Here is a 16,350-nt window from a genome sequence, read left to right on the forward strand (position 1 = left end):
ATTTGAGTAATTTTTATTTACTTGCCAATTTACCTTGCAAATTAGTTTATAATTTTGAAGTAGTTGCAAGAAAACTTAATGTCATATATACTATTAATGATACAAGGAGGTCAGGTATTGTGGATAAAAAACTAATCAAAATCAAGCAGTCTATTTTTAAGATTACCATAACATCTGCCATCTTGTGCTTAATTAGCTTTATTATTTTCTTATTGCTAGTTTTACACACATTTATTTGGTGGGATCATACTGGAAGAATTCAAATTACAATTGAAGTTGCTTGTGGAGTTTTCTTTTTTATTTTTACCTTTATTTTTTCACTAGCATGAATTGTTGGGACTGTTTTTTTAGCAAAAAATAAAAAAACTTTAGAAGTAAAGAAACTTAAAAATCTCTCTACCCTTGATATTGGAATCTTATATTTTAAAGTAAGTGAAAGAATCCACAAAATAATTGATGAAACCATTGAAAATGAAAAGCAACAAACAGAAATAAACCCTGATGAAACAGTGTCAGTTTAGGGTACACCTCAACAATTTTTTATTTTGATTTAATTATAGTAAAATGAGATTACTATTTTGGAGATGATAGGATGTTTCAAGAAAAAAAATTAAAAAAAACTACAAAAATACTAACTATTGTAGGCTTAACTGTAATTTATTTGACCTGATGTTTGAGTTTTTGTGCTTTCTTTTTTGTTGATAGCTCTTATCTTGACTATATTTTAATAACTTGTTTTTCAATTTTATTAATAACTCTAATAGTTTATCTAGTCTATACAATTGGTTATGCACATCAAGGTAGGTTATTATTTTCTAATGCCTCAATTACAGATCCATTTCCTTGAAAAAGATATTTAGTTGTTTTTGCACTAACTATTTTCATTCCAGCAGCAATAATTACCATAGTTTTTATAATTTATTTAATTATTTTTAGCCGATTTTTAAGTTATTCAACTGTTAGCTTTATGTTATTATGTTATTTGATTTTCTTAGGAATAGTTTTATTTTTGTATGGAATAAACTTGGTTTACATCTATGTTTTATACTTAATTTTTAAAAAACTTGATGCAAAAAAAGCAGCTGCAAACACTGCTACTGAATCTAAAATTGCATAAAAAAAACTCATTTTTTTTAAAATGAGTTTTTTAGATATAAACTAAACATTTCTTACATTTCCAGTTCATTTTTCACCAAATGATTCTTTCCCTGAAAGTAAGTTGATTACATCAATTAATCACATAACTCCAAAAGTCATACTTCATAATGAGTAAACTAAATAGTTCATAATTAATAAGTTACCTGATTTGTCTGGATTACTATATGTAATTCCCATTCATCTCATACCAAGGGTTTCTTTTGAGCGAGCTGTATTAATCACTTGAATAATTCCATAAATTGTAAATGTTATGGCAGTAAAAAAAGCATCAATTAACATAGCTCCAAAAATTTTAAGACCTTTCATAATGTACCTCCTATGTGGAAATAATAACATTTCCTTTGATATATTTCTACGTTTTTTTGAAATTTTTTATGTAGCTATCAAAACAAATTTGGACTTTTAGTAATTTTAATACAACTTTTAATAAATTGCTAGTTTAATAGGAGTGCTTTTTATATCAACTTGAGTATTTTTTCTTAAAAAAGATAAAGTTTGATTGAGCTCAGACAGAGTTGTTTTTAATTTTTTGTGGCATATCTTCAGGTTTCACTCCTTCATTTTCAAGAACAACTTTTGATTTGTAGAGCATTTCATTATCAAATTCAATCATACTATAATAGTTATCACCAAGTGATGCGATAAGGTTACCATCACAACATTGAATTATCATAATCTCTCGTCTAGGTATATTTAATGGTGTTGTAAAATTGCATATAAAGTACTTTTTCTTTTCATAGGTAACGGTTAGATCTCTTGCAACCACTCTAATTGATTTGTGTCCCAAAATAATATTTAGATCTCCCTCAAATTTTTTGAATGAATTTGTAGTAAAATCTTTTTGAAGGGTTACAACATGATTATTTAAATACTCAACAAATTTTGGTAAGACTAGATTGGCCTCATTAATATTTGTGACTTTATTTTGTTCCATAAAGGTAGTGATTGTACCTTTAATGGTTTTTCAGAGCCTTTCAATCCTTGGTTTGAATTGTGGTGAAATTGATGATTGGATGTCAATACCTAAGTTTTTAGCTACAAATGCAAACTGAATTCGAGAATCTTCGGGCGAAGATTCTTTTTTTTCACTCCAAAAAGTTCTGCGTTTGTCAGTTCTTAGCACTTCAAAAGTCCCATAATTTTTTAAGACCGGTTTCAAAGCATTGAAATAACCTTCAGTAGTTTCTTGATGATCAAAATATAATCCTAAAACCTCTCCACTTGCCTCATCAATATAACCATGCAATGCCCAAATCTCCTCATCACTGAATCTTCAAAATGTAGCATCAGCTTCAACAACATGACCACGCCTTTGGGTTCTTGGCCTTGCAATATGGATATTTTCTTTTGCTCTTTCTGTAGCTGAGGAGGGAACCAGTAGACTTTGAGGTCTATTTTTCAACTCTTCTTCTTTTGCTAACAATTTGATAGTTTTTTTATGTGCCAGTTTTGAACAATGATTTTTAGATCTTAAAATATTGTAAATATATGAATAACTCACCCACTGATAGTCATATCTTTTATCTGCTTTTAAATAGCGCATAAAATCCCTAAAATTACAGTTTAAGTACTCATCCCTAAAAATCCTGCTAATCTCTAGTGCTTGCATATGGGTTCGCTTTTGAGCATGCTTATTGTTTCTATTTTTGTGGATAAAGAAGGCCTCACCAATTTCTTTGTATTTTTTAATGGCATCATAAAACCATGATCTACTGCCACCACTTTTTATCAAAAGTTCTCTTTTGGCTGCTTTATCCCTGGATAAAGCAGCCTCCCTAATAATATCTTGTATATGTTTGTTGGTTTTCATTTGTCTTTTACCTCTATAATTTCTTTTCATTTTTATTCCCTGATTTCCTTTATTATTATAATAAAGTCCAGTTTTGTTTTGATAACAATGTATTTCTACGTTTTTTTGAAATTTTTTACAAAATATAAAAAATAGTGTATTAAAATGGAATAAATGTGTCTTAAAAACACTCTTGACACTTATAAACTCTTAAGTAAGAACAAGATCATAGATAATCAAGTTAAAATAGAGTAAACTAAAAATATTAGATGGGGGAACTACAGGGTTTATGGAAGTAACAATTATTGGTGCTGGTTTGGCTGGCTGTGAAGCTGCTTGGCAGTTGGCAGAACATGGAGTACAAGTAAAATTGTATGAAAAAAAGCAATTAGTTAAAAATGAAATTCAACAACTTAATACTTTTGCTGAATTGGTTTGTTCAAACACTTTTCGCAGTACTTCAACTCAAAATGCAGTGGGAATCTTAAAAAAGGAACTGGAATTGCTAAATTCTTTTATTTTAGAATGTGCACAAAAAACCAGAATACCTGCAGATGATGCTTTAGCAGTTGATCGACAAAAATTTTCGCAACTGGTTGATCAAAAAATTAGAAATCATAAAAATATTCAAGTTTTTGATTGTGAAGTGACAAAAATTGATGAAAATCAGTATACAATTATTGCTTGTGGACCTTTGATTAGTGCTGAATTTAAACAAGAATTAACAAGAATTATAGGATCTCAAAAACTGTTCTACTTGGATGCATCTGCTCCAATTATAAAAAATGCTTCCATTGATTTACAACAAACCTTTTTTGGAGGGAGACATCACCAAGATGAAAGTTATCTTTGTTTGCCACTAACTGAAACTGAGTTTGATCAATTTCATCAAGAATTATGTAATGCGAATAAAGTTGTGCTTAAAGACTTTGAAAAGGAAATCTTTTTTCAAGGTTGTCAACCAATTGAACAGTTGGCTAAAACATCAAAAAAATCTTATTAAAAGGACCATTATCACCAAATGGGTTGTTAAATAACGGGGTTGAGCCATATGCTGTGGTTCAGCTGCGTCAAGATGATGCAGTTGATGATTTATATAATATGGTTGGTTTTCAAACTAATTTGACTTGAATAGAACAAAAAAGGGTTTTTTCAATGTTACCTGGGTTGCAAACAGCAGAATTTGTGAGATTTGGAGTTATGCATAAAAATTTTTATGTAAATTCACCAAAAATCTTAAATAAAAAATTACAAGTTATGCGTAATAAAAAAATTTATTTAGCAGGTCAAATCACAGGAGTTGAGGGTTACATTGAATCATTTGCCTCTGCTTTGGTTTGTGTGCAAGCACTGTTGCAGCATTTTCAAGGGAATAAGTTTGAACCATTTCCCACTGAAACCATTTTAGGATCATTAATTAACTATGTGACTAATCCTAAAATTAAGAAGTTAAAACCGATGAAAGCAAACCTAGGAATTGTTAATTATGAAATGCCTGCATTTGCTTCAAAGGTTGAAAAAAATAATTATATTTATGAAAACAGTTTAAAGAAACTTAGAGAATATCTAAATTAGCATTTTGACATTCTAGCTTAGAAGTGCTATGATTAAAAATATTATTAAAGAAAATAACTACAAGGGGGACACATGTACATTAATTCAAAAGATATGTTGGAGTGAAGATTTTGGTATAAAATACTAGTTATCTTATTAGTGATTGGTTTTTTAGTAGCAGATTACTCATATAACATTTATAAAATTGCTAAAATGGATCACAACAATATTGTTAGCGCAAGTGATTTTACAGGATGAGAAATCTTTGGTGCAAATGGAAAAGTAATTGGCCAGGATTATTTTGGTTACAGTTTATTTTATTTGGGCTACTTTACCACACAATCAAATATTTTAGTTTTAATTTTATTTATTGTGGCAATTATAAAGTTTAATTATAATCCAAATGAAAAAGGTCATAAGAGTTTTATTCTATCAAGATTTAGTGTCTTGCTAATTTCAATTTATATTTTAGTTACAGGCTTAATTTATAACTCAATTTTATTACCAATGCGTTTAATTACTTCTGACAAACCAATTAACTTTTGAATGGATATTTTTGTTCAAGAAATCGGTCATGGTTTAGTGCCCCTTATGATGGTTTGCTATGCTTTATTTATTAACAGATCAGCTTTTAAAAGAAATTCATGAGTTAAGTATTTTGCCAAAGACTTTACTTTGGGTATAATTTATCCAATTGTTTACTTGACTTTAGCATTAGTTAGAGGTGCTTTGACTTATGCTTCATTATCACGCCTTGAACCCTTTGAAAATTTAGGAGTTACAATTTCAAATGCTAGTCAGTATGTAGCTCACTTTCATATTAAAGCTTATCAATATTTCTTCTTAGATATTAACTCTGCAAAAGGTCAAATTTTCTTCCCAATTACCTTAATAATGATTATTTTAATTATTTTAGGATTAGGAGCAGCTTTAAACAAAGGAATTAATTTAAGATGTTTAAAATTAACAGATCCAGAAGGGTATAAAGAATATAAAGCAAATCATGCTCAAATTGCAGCAGAAAAAAAAGCAGCTAAAAAAGCTGAGAAGAAAAAACTTTCAAAACCAACCAGCACAAGTGAAACTGCTTAGTTTTGGTAAATAAAACCCCTTGTTTTTAGGGGTTTTATTTTGTAGACCTATTAAAATAATTTTAAATAATAATGAGACCTATTAAAATAATTTTAAATAATAATTCATTTTTTTTCAATATTGGGTATAATAATTTTGATAACTATAAGGAGTAAAAAATTTTAATTTTTCAGAGAGTTAGTGTTTGGTGTGAACTAATAAATTAGATTTTTGAAGGTTGTATAGTTTTTACAAGTGAATATCTTTGAGTGAGCTAGTTTAGCTAATAAGGATGGTACCACGGAGATTCTTCGTTCCTATTTTGTATTATACAAAATAGGTTTTTTTATTATTAAGGAGTGAAAAATTATGAAAAAAGAATTAGATAAAAAATATAACCCCACAGCTGTAGAACAAGGTAAATATGAATTTTGAAATAAACACAAGTATTTTGAAGCTGAATTGAATCAGTCTAAAAAACCATACTCAATTTTGATTCCACCACCAAATGTAACTGGAAAATTACACTTGGGACATGCTTGGGATACAGCCCTACAAGATACCTTAATTCGTTACAAAAAAATGAGTGGTTTTGACACTTTATATGTTCCAGGAATGGATCATGCAGGAATTGCAACTCAGGTTAAAGTTGAACAACGTTTGAAAGAGCAAGGAATTTCTCGCTTTGAACTAGGTAGAACTAAGTTTATTGATAAAGTTTGAGAATGAAAAGAAGAATATGCTCAAACTATTAGAGCTCAGTGAGCCAAATTAGGTTTAAGTTTAGATTATTCAAAGGAAAAATTTACATATTCTCCCCAGCTGAATGATTTAGTTAATTATGTATTTACTGAAATGTATAATAAAGGTTTAATTTACAAAGCCAAACGAATTGTTAACTGAGATCCAGTCCAAAAAACTGCTATTTCTAATATTGAGGTAATTTATCAAGAAACAACAGGGGGTATGTATCATTTTAAATATGTTCTAGCAGATGATCCAACTAAATTTTTACAAGTGGCAACCACAAGACCTGAAACTATGTTTGGTGATGTTTGTGTTGTGGTAAATCCCAAGGACAAACGTTATCAAAAATTTATTGGAAAAAAAGTAATTAACCCAGTAAATCAACAAGCAATTCCAGTTCTTGGAGATAGTTATGTCGAAATGGATTTTGGAACAGGAGCTATGAAGTGTACTCCAGTACATGATGTCAATGACTTTATTTTGGGTGAAAAATACCAACTTGAACAAGTCATTTGTTTAAATGAAGATGGTTCTTTAAATGAACTTTGTGGTGAGTTCCAAGGTCTTGATCGTTTTGCGGCCAGAAAAGAAATTATTGCCAAATTAAAGGCGGCTGGAACTTATGTTAAAACTGAAGAAATTGTTCACCAAGTTGGTTATTCAGAAAGAAGTAATGCAATTGTAGAACCATACTTATCACTACAATGATTTGTTAAAATGGATGAATTAGCAAGTAATGTGTTAAAATTACAAGCATCAGACCAAGCAATTCAATTCTTTCCAAAAAGATTTGATGATACTTTAAAGAGATGAATGGAAAATGCAAATGATTGAACTATTTCAAGGCAATTATGATGAGGTCACCAAATTCCTGCTTGATACCATAATACTAGCCAAGAGATTTATGTTGGGGTAAAACCACCAAGTGATGAAGCCAACTGAACCAGAGATCCAGATGTTTTAGATACTTGATTTTCATCAGCCATATGACCATTTGCTGTTTTTGATTGAGGGACTGATGAAAATAATCCTTTATTTAAGCATTATTTCCCAAGTAATGTTTTAGTTACAGGTTATGACATTATTTTCTTTTGAGTGGCTCGAATGATCTTTCAAACCCAAGAGTTTATTGGTTCGAAACCATTTGATGACGTTTTAATTCATGGTTTAATTCGCGATGCAGAAGGTAGAAAAATGTCAAAATCATTAGGTAATGGTGTTGATCCAATGGCTGTTATCAAGGAATATGGGGCAGATACTTTGAGGCATTTTCTTTTAACAAATTCAGCACCAGGTCAAGATTTACGTTATAGTGAAGAAAAACTGCGAGCAAGTTGAAATTTTATTAATAAAATTTGAAATGCAGCTCGTTATGTAATGTTAAATATTGAGTTTGTTGGGGATTTAAAAACAATTACCAGTAGTTTACAAAAGTCAGCATCATTTGAAAACGTTGCTGATAAATGAATTTTAAATAAATTGAGCCAAACAAAAAAAGCATATCATGAAGCTATGGACAAATATGAATTCACAATTGCTGGTAAAAATCTGTATAAATTTATTTGAGATGATTATTGTTCATGATACTTGGAATTAACAAAAGCTGAGTTAAACAGCTCAACACCAACTAGCAAAACAACTCAAGCAGTTCTTGGGTTTGTATTAAAAGAAATTTTGTTAATGTTAAATCCAATTATGCCTTTTGTCACTGAAGAAATTTATCAACAATTAGAACTAAGAACTTCAATTATGGAAGAACAATTTAGTGAAATAGATTTTGATTTCTTAACTCCTGGTTTTGAGGAACTTGTTTTAGAAGGAATTTCAAAAATTAGAGAGTTTAGAACCAATCAGAAAATCAAAAATTCTCATCCTTTGTCATTCTCTTGCAATGGCAAAGAATCAAGTTTTAAAAAACAATTAGTTGAATTATTACCAACTTTAAATAAATACTTTCAAGCTTTAGTAAATTCACAAGTGACTTTAACCTTGCTGACTGGGGAAGTGACCACTATTCAAGTGGGGGATTGTTTTTTTGAGATTTTAAATTTAGATTTTATTGATAAAGAAAAACAAGTTGCAGAGTTACTGGCTACCAAAGCAGAATTAAGTGCAGAAATTGCTCGTAGCCAAAAAATGTTATCAAATCAAAATTTTATAGCAAAAGCAGATCCAAAAAAAGTTGAATTAGAAGTTGAAAAAGCTAAACAAAATCAACTTCAGTATGACTTGATTACAGCAAAATTAGCAAAGTACCAAAAGAATAAGTAAAGACTAGTTTTTTAGTTAGTTTACTCTCTGATTGGATTAAAAAATGAGATAAATTCAGGGTTTGTCATGACAAACCCTATGGAAAATTATTTTCAAATACTTGGCAAAAACAATTGTATTTTTTCCAATTTGAGATAAAATATAAGTGTTAATTAAGTGATGTTAATTAATTAAAAAAGATAGTAGTGAATATAAAATCTAATTCAAACAATTCTGTTTGGGGATTTGCCTCATCAAACAGAATAAATATTTTAAAATAATGCAGACAATATTAAACTATGTTTTGTTCCTTTATCTCTTTGTATAAAGTTAAATTTAGCTTATTTATTGTCACAACTTAGTTAAGATTAATAGTTAATGAGACTATTCCCCCTTGATTAGCTTCATAAGAGTTATTTGTGTTCTTAAAAATTAATAATAGTTTTTACTAAAAGTTATACAAATTATTTCATATAATCTACATGCTAAGGATAGGCAATAAAATAATTTAAGTTATATCTATACTTTATAATATCAATTTTTACTAACCCTTTAGTGTACTACTTCATTTTTTAAAATTTCATCAGTTAATTGATAAAAATAAGTTGAATTTAGTATGTCAAGTCAATTGGTGTTGAAAGAAACTTTCTCTATCCGTAAGGATAGAGTTTTTATTATTTTTTTTGTTTTAAAAAAACAATTTTATCTGGCAAAATTAGTAATTTCCAGACGATAAATAATTGGAGGCAAAAAATAATGAATAAAAAAACTATTTTTTCAGGTGCTTTTATCTTAGTGACTTTAACTACAATTTTGTGATTAATGCTGAATAAAAGCCAAGTTCAACCTGTTAATATTAAAAATGATCAATATGTGACTTTTAAAATTAAATTTGATATCAAGTTAAAAGATCCAAATTTAGTTCCTCAACCAATTTTATATCAAGGACAATTAACTACAGAAAAGAAATTCTTAAAGAGTCAAAAACTCAGCTATTTATACAAGTGGTTTGATGTTAGTGTCTTAAAGAATTTTCAAACCACTAAGGTTATTGAATTATACCCTGATGAGGAAGTTGAAATTGCAAAAACTTCACGTTATAAAGTTGATGTGGATTTCTTCCTATCAAGAGGTATTAGTCTAAACAACTCAAAAAAAACAGTGGCAATTTTAGCAAATAGTGATGAAGATTTAGAAACTTGTTTTGAAAAATTGAAGAAAATCTACATTGGCAATGAATACAATAAAGACTTTTTTATGTTTGGTTTACCGAAATTGATTTACTAGACTTAACTATATCTGAGTTACTTGTGCAACATTACTACTAACAATTGCAACCTGGAAACTAAATAATTTGATAATTTGTGGTTTTATCTATGGATTATGTATAGCTAGTTATTGTTTTAACTTAAAAAAAGGGTGAAAATGATTCATTGTGTATGGATCATTTTTGACATTCTTTATAGTTTTTTATAAATTACAAATCAACCCATGAGTAAGTTCAAAAATATTTTATGTTTATGAGGTTAAAGAAAATTATTCACTGTTAAAACAAGGGGTAAATCTCTATCTAACCTCAGTAGGGGAGTCACAAATTTCGATAGGGGAGTTTGTGAAGTTGACGGGGGAGTCAACTAAGCTAGTAAACAATGGGGTTTTTTGAGAATTTAATTTTACAGACTATCTGAAAAATCTTAATGTAATTGGTGAAATTAAAAACCCTCATTTTGAAATTTGTCAGTTCAAATTTTTAAGATATTTGTTCTATCAAGTAGCAATGCACCAGCATGAACTTGTGAAAATACTGATTTTTCAAAGAAAAGCTCAACAAGAGTTGTATAAAAGTATGATCCATTTAAACATAAGTTGATTATTAAACTTAAGTGGTTTACTACTTTATCCAATTGATTACTTTATTGAAAAAAAATTATTTAAATTTAACAAGACCTACAAAAAATATAAAATCATACCAATTTTAGTCTTATTATTTTACTGCTATTTATTAAAGTTCCCTGTAGTTATGTTGAAAGTAATAGTGGTTTTACTAATAAAATGGTATTGTTATGTTAAAAAGTTTAGTATGTCCAGAGCAATTCGAATGACACTAACATGAACTACATTATTAATCTTTAATCCACTTTATCTATTCAATTTGGGGCTAATTTATTCATTTTTAGCATATTTTTTACTAACTAAATTATCAACAGCTCACTGGTACAAAAATTTATTCTTAAATTTTGTCCTTATCTTTTTGTTATTTGCACCATTAACTCTTTATGCACAGTACAAACTCTATTTTTTTGACTGACTTTATGAGTTAATCCTTTTACCATTTGTGCATTTATCATTTTTACTAAGTTTAGTATTTTTCATTCCCAAAATAGATGTTTGCTATGATCTTTTGGTGAATATTTTAAGTACCATAGTTAGGGCATTTGAATATGGAAATATTTCTATTGTGATTGGAAAAATTTCAGTAATTTGATTTGTCCTTTATTATTGTGGTTTAATTTCTTATATTAAACTTGAATTTAAAACCAAACGATTGCAAATGCTTTTGTTGGTTTTATTAGTAATGCTGGCTATTCCAGTTATCAGTACAAGTAGAATGAAATTAATGCAAAATAGTGTTCATATGTTAAATGTTGGTAATGGGAATAGTTTTATTATTAACTATCAAAGCAATGTTTATATGTATGATGTTGGTGAGGGCACAGGTCACTCACCAACAATTGTCAAGACTTATTTTGATTATTTAGGTGTAACCAAGGTTAACACAATTTTTATTTCTCACCACCATGTGGATCATTATAATTTATTAGAGAGTGTAATTGCTTCAAGACCAGTTAAAAAAGTTATTCAAAATGATAACACCATAACTGAAACGGCTTTTGGAGATCTAAAAGTGCACATTTTTAATGAGTACAAAAATTCAGATGAAAATGATAACTCTATGGTGATCATTTTTGAAACTCCATCATCAAAAATGTTATTTCTTGGTGATGCCACTAGTAAACGAGAGCACCGTTTAGTTCAAGATTTTCGTTTTGCAAATTTAGTAAAAAGGGGAATTGATTTTTTACAAGTTGGTCATCATGGTAGCAAAACTAGTAGTAGTGAAGAGTTTATCAAAACCATCAAGCCCAAGGTTTGTTTTGTTTCAGGCGAAAAAAAAGGGAAAAAAGCTTTCCCAAATTTTGAAACTATTGCTACTTTGACTAAACATCACTGTCAAATCTATACCACTCAAGGTCTTTATAGTTATAAATTTAAAATAGATTCCCATCAAGTTAACTTAATTGAACCAACATTCTGATAGTTGATTTTAAAAAACCAATAAAAAAGAGCTCTTCACTGAACTCATTGGTTGTATTATCTCATTAATCTTGATTTTTCTCTAGCAGCTTTGTTTGCTTTTCAAACACCTTTAACTACTGATTTATCAATTAAGCTAACAGCTGAATTAATTAATGTATCTTTATCACTTGCATCATTTGCTTTAGCAATTGATGCTTTTTTTATAGCAGTTTTAACTTGACTTCTAAATGCTTTGTTTGCAATTCTAGATTTTTCATTAGTTAAAATACGTTTTTTCTGTGATTTAATATTTGCCATTTATTTTCCTCCTAAACTACTAGTATTTTTAATATATACAAAATAAGTATATAGGAAAATCAACAAAATTTACAAAGAAATTATTTTTTTTCTTGTAATTATGACAATTAGCAGACAATGTTGTTTATGGTTCAGTTGCATTTTTCTTAAATAATAGTAAAATTCTTGGCTTTTTTTCATTAAAATAATAAAGGAATTAGGGTGAAAATAATGCAATTTCTACAATCAGCTGATAACTTTTTACTTCGTAAACAGGTACAAAAAATTATTAAAACTTTAAAAGCTCAAGATGAGTTTGAAGTTTTTGAATTTTCTTTAATTGAAGATTCAATTGCAAGCATTTATGAAGAAATTGTTACTTACTCACTGTTTGGTGGTAAAAAAATTGTAGTTATTAATGATTGTTGGTTTGTAAATGAAAGTAAAGTGAAATTGCACAAGGATTTTGATTTGAAATTAATTGAAAAAATTTTAAATAATCAAAATCTGGATGTTGAAATTATTCTGACTTTAAATTCAGATAAATTTTCAAAGAAATTAAAAATTGCTAAATTAACTGAGACAAAAGCTGATGTGATGCTGATTCAGGTCCCAAATATTATTCAAAAAAAACAAATTGCCCTAAGACGCTTACAATCAAAACAAATTAGTTATGATGAAAGAGCTACTGATCTATTTTTAGAGTATATAAATGATGATATGAATGTTTTTACAAATGAGCTAAATAAGTTAATCAACATGAACAAGCACATAAATGAAGAACTCATCCAAGCATCTATTAATCATTACTGACAATTTGATGTTTTTCAAATTTTAAATGCATTTATTAGAGGTGATTTAAATAGTTTTATTGTGGGTTGAAAGGGTTATATTGAAGTAAATTCAAACATTTTTGGTTTTGTGGCCCTATTAGGTGGGCAGTTAATTACTTTAAGAAATGCTTTATTATTGCGTCAGCAAGGTTATACCAATCAAGATATTGCATCACGCTTGGTAAAAAACCCTTATATTATAAAAAAAATACTTGATGAAAATAAATTAAAGATAAGTGAAATTAATGATAAAATAAAAGTATTGTACACATTGGAAAAAAATATAAAAGAAGGAATCTTTGATAATAAGATTATTCCAGAACTTGAATTTATTAGAATGTTTTGCAATTAATGTTAGAGGGGATAATTATGGAAGCAAAAAAAATATATGAAGATATTGTGGTTTCATTATTTAACATAATTAAGAATGAGAAACTGCGTACTAAAATTGCTTTAAATCTTGAGTACAAAACTAAGGCAATAAGTTTAGTAAATGATTTACTAGCGCTTGAAAAAGATTATGACTGTTCTTTTAAAGACACAAATTGAAGTCAAATTTATGCTAAGGCTATTGTTAACGTTACTAAGGAAAAATTAAAGTTTGAAAAACCTGATGATAAATCAGAAACAGACATCTATGCAGATTATGCAGATACTTTAACAGTATCACTAAATTTATATAATGTTCCAAAAGAAGTTTTAATGAGCAATAATCTAGAAATAACTGCTGAGGAAATCAAACTGAACTCAAAAGTGACTGAACAAATGAAGTCATTATACACTGAGCAGGTTGAAGAGACTACTGAAGTTTTACCAATTGTTGAGGTGGTTGATAAAAATAGTGAACAACCAAACACAAATCCAAAAAACCAATTTTTCCAAGATGGTTTTGGTGGACAACAGGTAAATTTTGGAGATATTCCAATCCCACCGTTACAAAATCCAAGATTTTACCCTTATCGTTCAAAACCAAAGAATATGAAATATTTCAAACTTGTTTCAGGATGTATTTTTGCACTTTTAACATTAATTTTTGTGATTGGTGAAATAGTTATTCTCTCACAATCAGTAAAAGTAAGTATTGTTGAAAATCCTGATTTTTTTAGTGGATGAATTTTTATAACTGATAAAAAAATTGAAGAACTTATCTTGCCAATTATGACTGGATTTACAGGTGCAAACACTCAGGTTTTAAGTTATTTTACTGTATTAATTGGTCTTGCCTCTGGTACTGGGGTTGCTTACTTTTTATTAACAAAACCAAGACATTATCGTGATCAATTCCGCATTTCATGAATGATAGTATTTTATGCCTTGTTTTTTGTTATTATAACTGGTATGAAATATATTACATCAGCAAAATACATTTGACCAGCAATGGTTAATCAATCAACTTTTGAAGTCAATTTAAAATCATCATTTGAAGCAGCAGCCAGAGCAGCAAATGTGGAGTGAGGTTATGTTAGTTCTTCAGTTAGCAATGTTACTGGATGAGATGCAAATATAAGATCGATATATCAAATGTTTTTAGATACCAATAGCATCAAACTTGCAGCAATTTTCTTATGAATTGAAATGGCAATTTCTTTTCTTGCACTAGTGGTTGTAATTACTTTATTATTCTACAACCCAGCAACAGATCGCAATAAAGTGATGAGAGCAGTTAGTGAATATCAAAAAGCAATGGGAGAAGCTATGAATGGTCGTAAATATAAGATGGATCCCACTCTTTTTGAGGATGAAGATGTGATTCGAGACTTTTATGAAAGCAAAAATAACCCAAAAGAATCAGATGAAAAATAGAGTAGGAGACTCTATTTTTTTTAAAAAAAATATGGTTTAATATAATTATAAAAATAGGGTAAATGAGGTTATTAAATGGGATATTACTATCGTCATGAATTTAAATTTTCAGACCACTCAATTCAGAGAATAAAACAACGTTTGAATCTTGGAAATAGTGAAGAGTATCTTTTAAAAGAAAAGGTACTTGATATGATTGAAAAATCAACTAAATGTTTTGAAACCTCAACACATTTGTATATCCACACCAAAAAACAAGACATTTATTTTGTGATAAAATTACCTGAGAAGTTAATTATTACAGCGACCCCAATTTCAATTGCCAAGCAGTTACAACTAATCGAAAGTGATGGATAGGAGGATTAAGTATGAGTGATTTTAATATGAAAAAAAATATTAAAAGGAATTTACTTTTGCCAGCTGAGTTCTTAAACCGTTGAATTACAGTAGATGATAATGGTAAAAGAACTTTTAAATACATAGATTTTGCCTCAGACCAAGTAGTTGAAGTAGAAGTTGAAAATGATCCTTTAATTAAAGTCCTTTTTGAGTGAGATACAAGTTTTGACATTGAGTTAATCCAAAGACAATATAGTCAAATCGCTAAAATTGCACGTACTATTTTTGATCGCCGAATTGGAAAAAAAGGGTCTGAAATTACAATGACAGGTAAAGAGGTCTTATTCATTAAGTATTTTTATTTTTTAGTATCTTTGTTGAATGGAGATTATCGATACAATTTTAATGAATTGGGTAGTTACAGAGTTTTTGATGTTTTAAATCCTGAAATTTCTTTAGACATTCGTCGCACAATTTTATCAATTATAAGTTATGTGTTGTTTGAGATGTATGATTATATCTTTACACCAAGGATTTTTGAAAGTTTATTCAAGTACATTGAAGATTCTGGGGTCAATTTTGTGCACCAAGAGTTTAAAAAACAAATTTTTGTCCCATATAATGCCTTAGAAAATCAAAATTATAAATTCTTAGATGCTTATTTTCACAACATTGTGAACAATACCTTTATTAAAGTTTATCGAGTTTCAGAATTAGATGAAAAATCACTAATTTTAACTAATAAAACTATTGCTAACTTCATGGATGAAAGAACTAAAATCTCAGTTTTAAGCATGTTTGTGGTTGACCCAATGTTTGCAATTGGTTTAATCAATTTAGGACCAGGAAGAGGTGAATATCGCCCCTTATTTAAGTTTATTACTAATAAGCAGGTGGATACAGGAATGATTCCTGCATGTTTAAAACCTGAACATTCAATTGAAGCTGATGGTATTTATTTAAGTGAAGAACAAAGATTTAATTTTAGAAGCTTTGAATTAACAAGTAAACAAGTTCGTTTAATTAATGAGTGTCTTACAATTAGAGATCTAAGAACAGATTTAGACTTTTTTGTCCAAGGTTAATTTTTAAATTTAAAGAGATTATTGTCTCTTTTTTATTTGATAAATAACTATCTAAAAATGTCTTTACAGTTATTGAAATTTAACACTTAAAAACAAGGTTTGCTCTATATTTTATGGTACAATGTAT

The 16,350-nt window shown here is 28.5% G+C and carries 13 protein-coding genes and 1 pseudogene; 11 read left to right on the forward strand and 3 right to left on the reverse strand.

Translation table 4 applies throughout. The features are described 5' to 3' along the window. The first annotated feature begins 119 nt into the window (after positions 1 to 119). Both SCLAR_RS03230 and SCLAR_RS03235 read left to right on the forward strand, forming a co-directional pair. Positions 120 to 521: a hypothetical protein gene (locus SCLAR_RS03230; protein ID WP_100254503.1), complete on the forward strand. Its 402-nt coding sequence runs from the start codon at positions 120 to 122 to the stop codon at positions 519 to 521. A gap of 71 nt (positions 522 to 592) precedes the next feature. Continuing rightward, a complete protein-coding gene (locus SCLAR_RS03235) occupies positions 593 to 1,117 on the forward strand; it encodes a hypothetical protein (RefSeq protein WP_100254504.1) in 525 nt (174 codons plus the stop codon). 41 nt (positions 1,118 to 1,158) lie between these two features. On the opposite strand, the gene SCLAR_RS03240 is transcribed toward SCLAR_RS03235, so the two are convergent. Both SCLAR_RS03240 and SCLAR_RS03245 read right to left on the reverse strand, forming a co-directional pair. Next, complete coding sequence (locus tag SCLAR_RS03240) at positions 1,159 to 1,464, reverse strand: hypothetical protein (protein WP_100254505.1); 306 nt, start codon at positions 1,462 to 1,464, stop codon at positions 1,159 to 1,161. 133 nt (positions 1,465 to 1,597) lie between these two features. Further along, positions 1,598 to 2,998 (reverse strand): DDE-type integrase/transposase/recombinase, encoded by a 1,401-nt coding sequence (locus SCLAR_RS03245; protein ID WP_100254506.1) that lies wholly within the window; start codon positions 2,996 to 2,998, stop codon positions 1,598 to 1,600. Positions 2,999 to 3,236: 238 nt separating this feature from the next. Here SCLAR_RS03245 and trmFO point away from each other — a divergent pair. The 5 genes and pseudogenes from trmFO to SCLAR_RS03270 all read left to right on the forward strand — a co-directional run bounded on the left by trmFO (position 3,237) and on the right by SCLAR_RS03270 (position 11,888). After that, positions 3,237 to 4,522 (forward strand): annotated as a pseudogene (gene trmFO, locus SCLAR_RS07345) (methylenetetrahydrofolate--tRNA-(uracil(54)-C(5))-methyltransferase (FADH(2)-oxidizing) TrmFO). A 72-nt stretch (positions 4,523 to 4,594) separates the two neighbouring features. Further along, positions 4,595 to 5,593, forward strand: a complete 999-nt coding sequence (locus SCLAR_RS03255; protein WP_100254507.1) for a hypothetical protein — start codon at positions 4,595 to 4,597, stop codon at positions 5,591 to 5,593. Between the two features lie 348 nt (positions 5,594 to 5,941). Continuing rightward, positions 5,942 to 8,590, forward strand: a complete 2,649-nt coding sequence (locus SCLAR_RS03260) for a valine--tRNA ligase (RefSeq protein WP_100254508.1) — start codon at positions 5,942 to 5,944, stop codon at positions 8,588 to 8,590. Between the two features lie 735 nt (positions 8,591 to 9,325). Beyond that, the gene (locus SCLAR_RS03265; RefSeq protein ID WP_100254509.1) at positions 9,326 to 9,856 is read left to right on the forward strand and encodes a hypothetical protein; all 531 of its coding nucleotides are present in this window, start codon (positions 9,326 to 9,328) and stop codon (positions 9,854 to 9,856) included. Between the two features lie 325 nt (positions 9,857 to 10,181). Further along, positions 10,182 to 11,888 (forward strand): ComEC/Rec2 family competence protein, encoded by a 1,707-nt coding sequence (locus tag SCLAR_RS03270; protein ID WP_157795134.1) that lies wholly within the window; start codon positions 10,182 to 10,184, stop codon positions 11,886 to 11,888. A 53-nt stretch (positions 11,889 to 11,941) separates the two neighbouring features. On the opposite strand, the gene rpsT is transcribed toward SCLAR_RS03270, so the two are convergent. Continuing rightward, positions 11,942 to 12,184 carry a 30S ribosomal protein S20 gene (gene rpsT / locus SCLAR_RS03275; RefSeq protein ID WP_100254511.1) on the reverse strand — a complete coding sequence of 81 codons (243 nt, stop codon included), beginning with the start codon at positions 12,182 to 12,184 and terminating at the stop codon, positions 11,942 to 11,944. Positions 12,185 to 12,394: 210 nt separating this feature from the next. Between rpsT and holA the strand changes: the two genes are divergently transcribed. From holA to SCLAR_RS03295, 4 genes are all read left to right on the forward strand, one after another. After that, positions 12,395 to 13,348, forward strand: a complete 954-nt coding sequence (gene holA, locus SCLAR_RS03280; protein ID WP_100254512.1) for a DNA polymerase III subunit delta — start codon at positions 12,395 to 12,397, stop codon at positions 13,346 to 13,348. 17 nt (positions 13,349 to 13,365) lie between these two features. Then, complete coding sequence (locus SCLAR_RS03285; protein ID WP_100254513.1) at positions 13,366 to 14,799, forward strand: hypothetical protein; 1,434 nt, start codon at positions 13,366 to 13,368, stop codon at positions 14,797 to 14,799. Between the two features lie 75 nt (positions 14,800 to 14,874). Then, positions 14,875 to 15,156: a hypothetical protein gene (locus SCLAR_RS03290; protein WP_100254514.1), complete on the forward strand. Its 282-nt coding sequence runs from the start codon at positions 14,875 to 14,877 to the stop codon at positions 15,154 to 15,156. 11 nt (positions 15,157 to 15,167) lie between these two features. Next, complete coding sequence (locus SCLAR_RS03295) at positions 15,168 to 16,223, forward strand: hypothetical protein (RefSeq protein ID WP_100254515.1); 1,056 nt, start codon at positions 15,168 to 15,170, stop codon at positions 16,221 to 16,223. Positions 16,224 to 16,350 lie beyond the last annotated feature (127 nt).

The organism is Spiroplasma clarkii, from assembly GCF_002795265.1.
GTDB classification, from domain to species: Bacteria; Bacillota_I; Bacilli_A; order Mycoplasmatales; family Mycoplasmataceae; genus Spiroplasma_A; species Spiroplasma_A clarkii.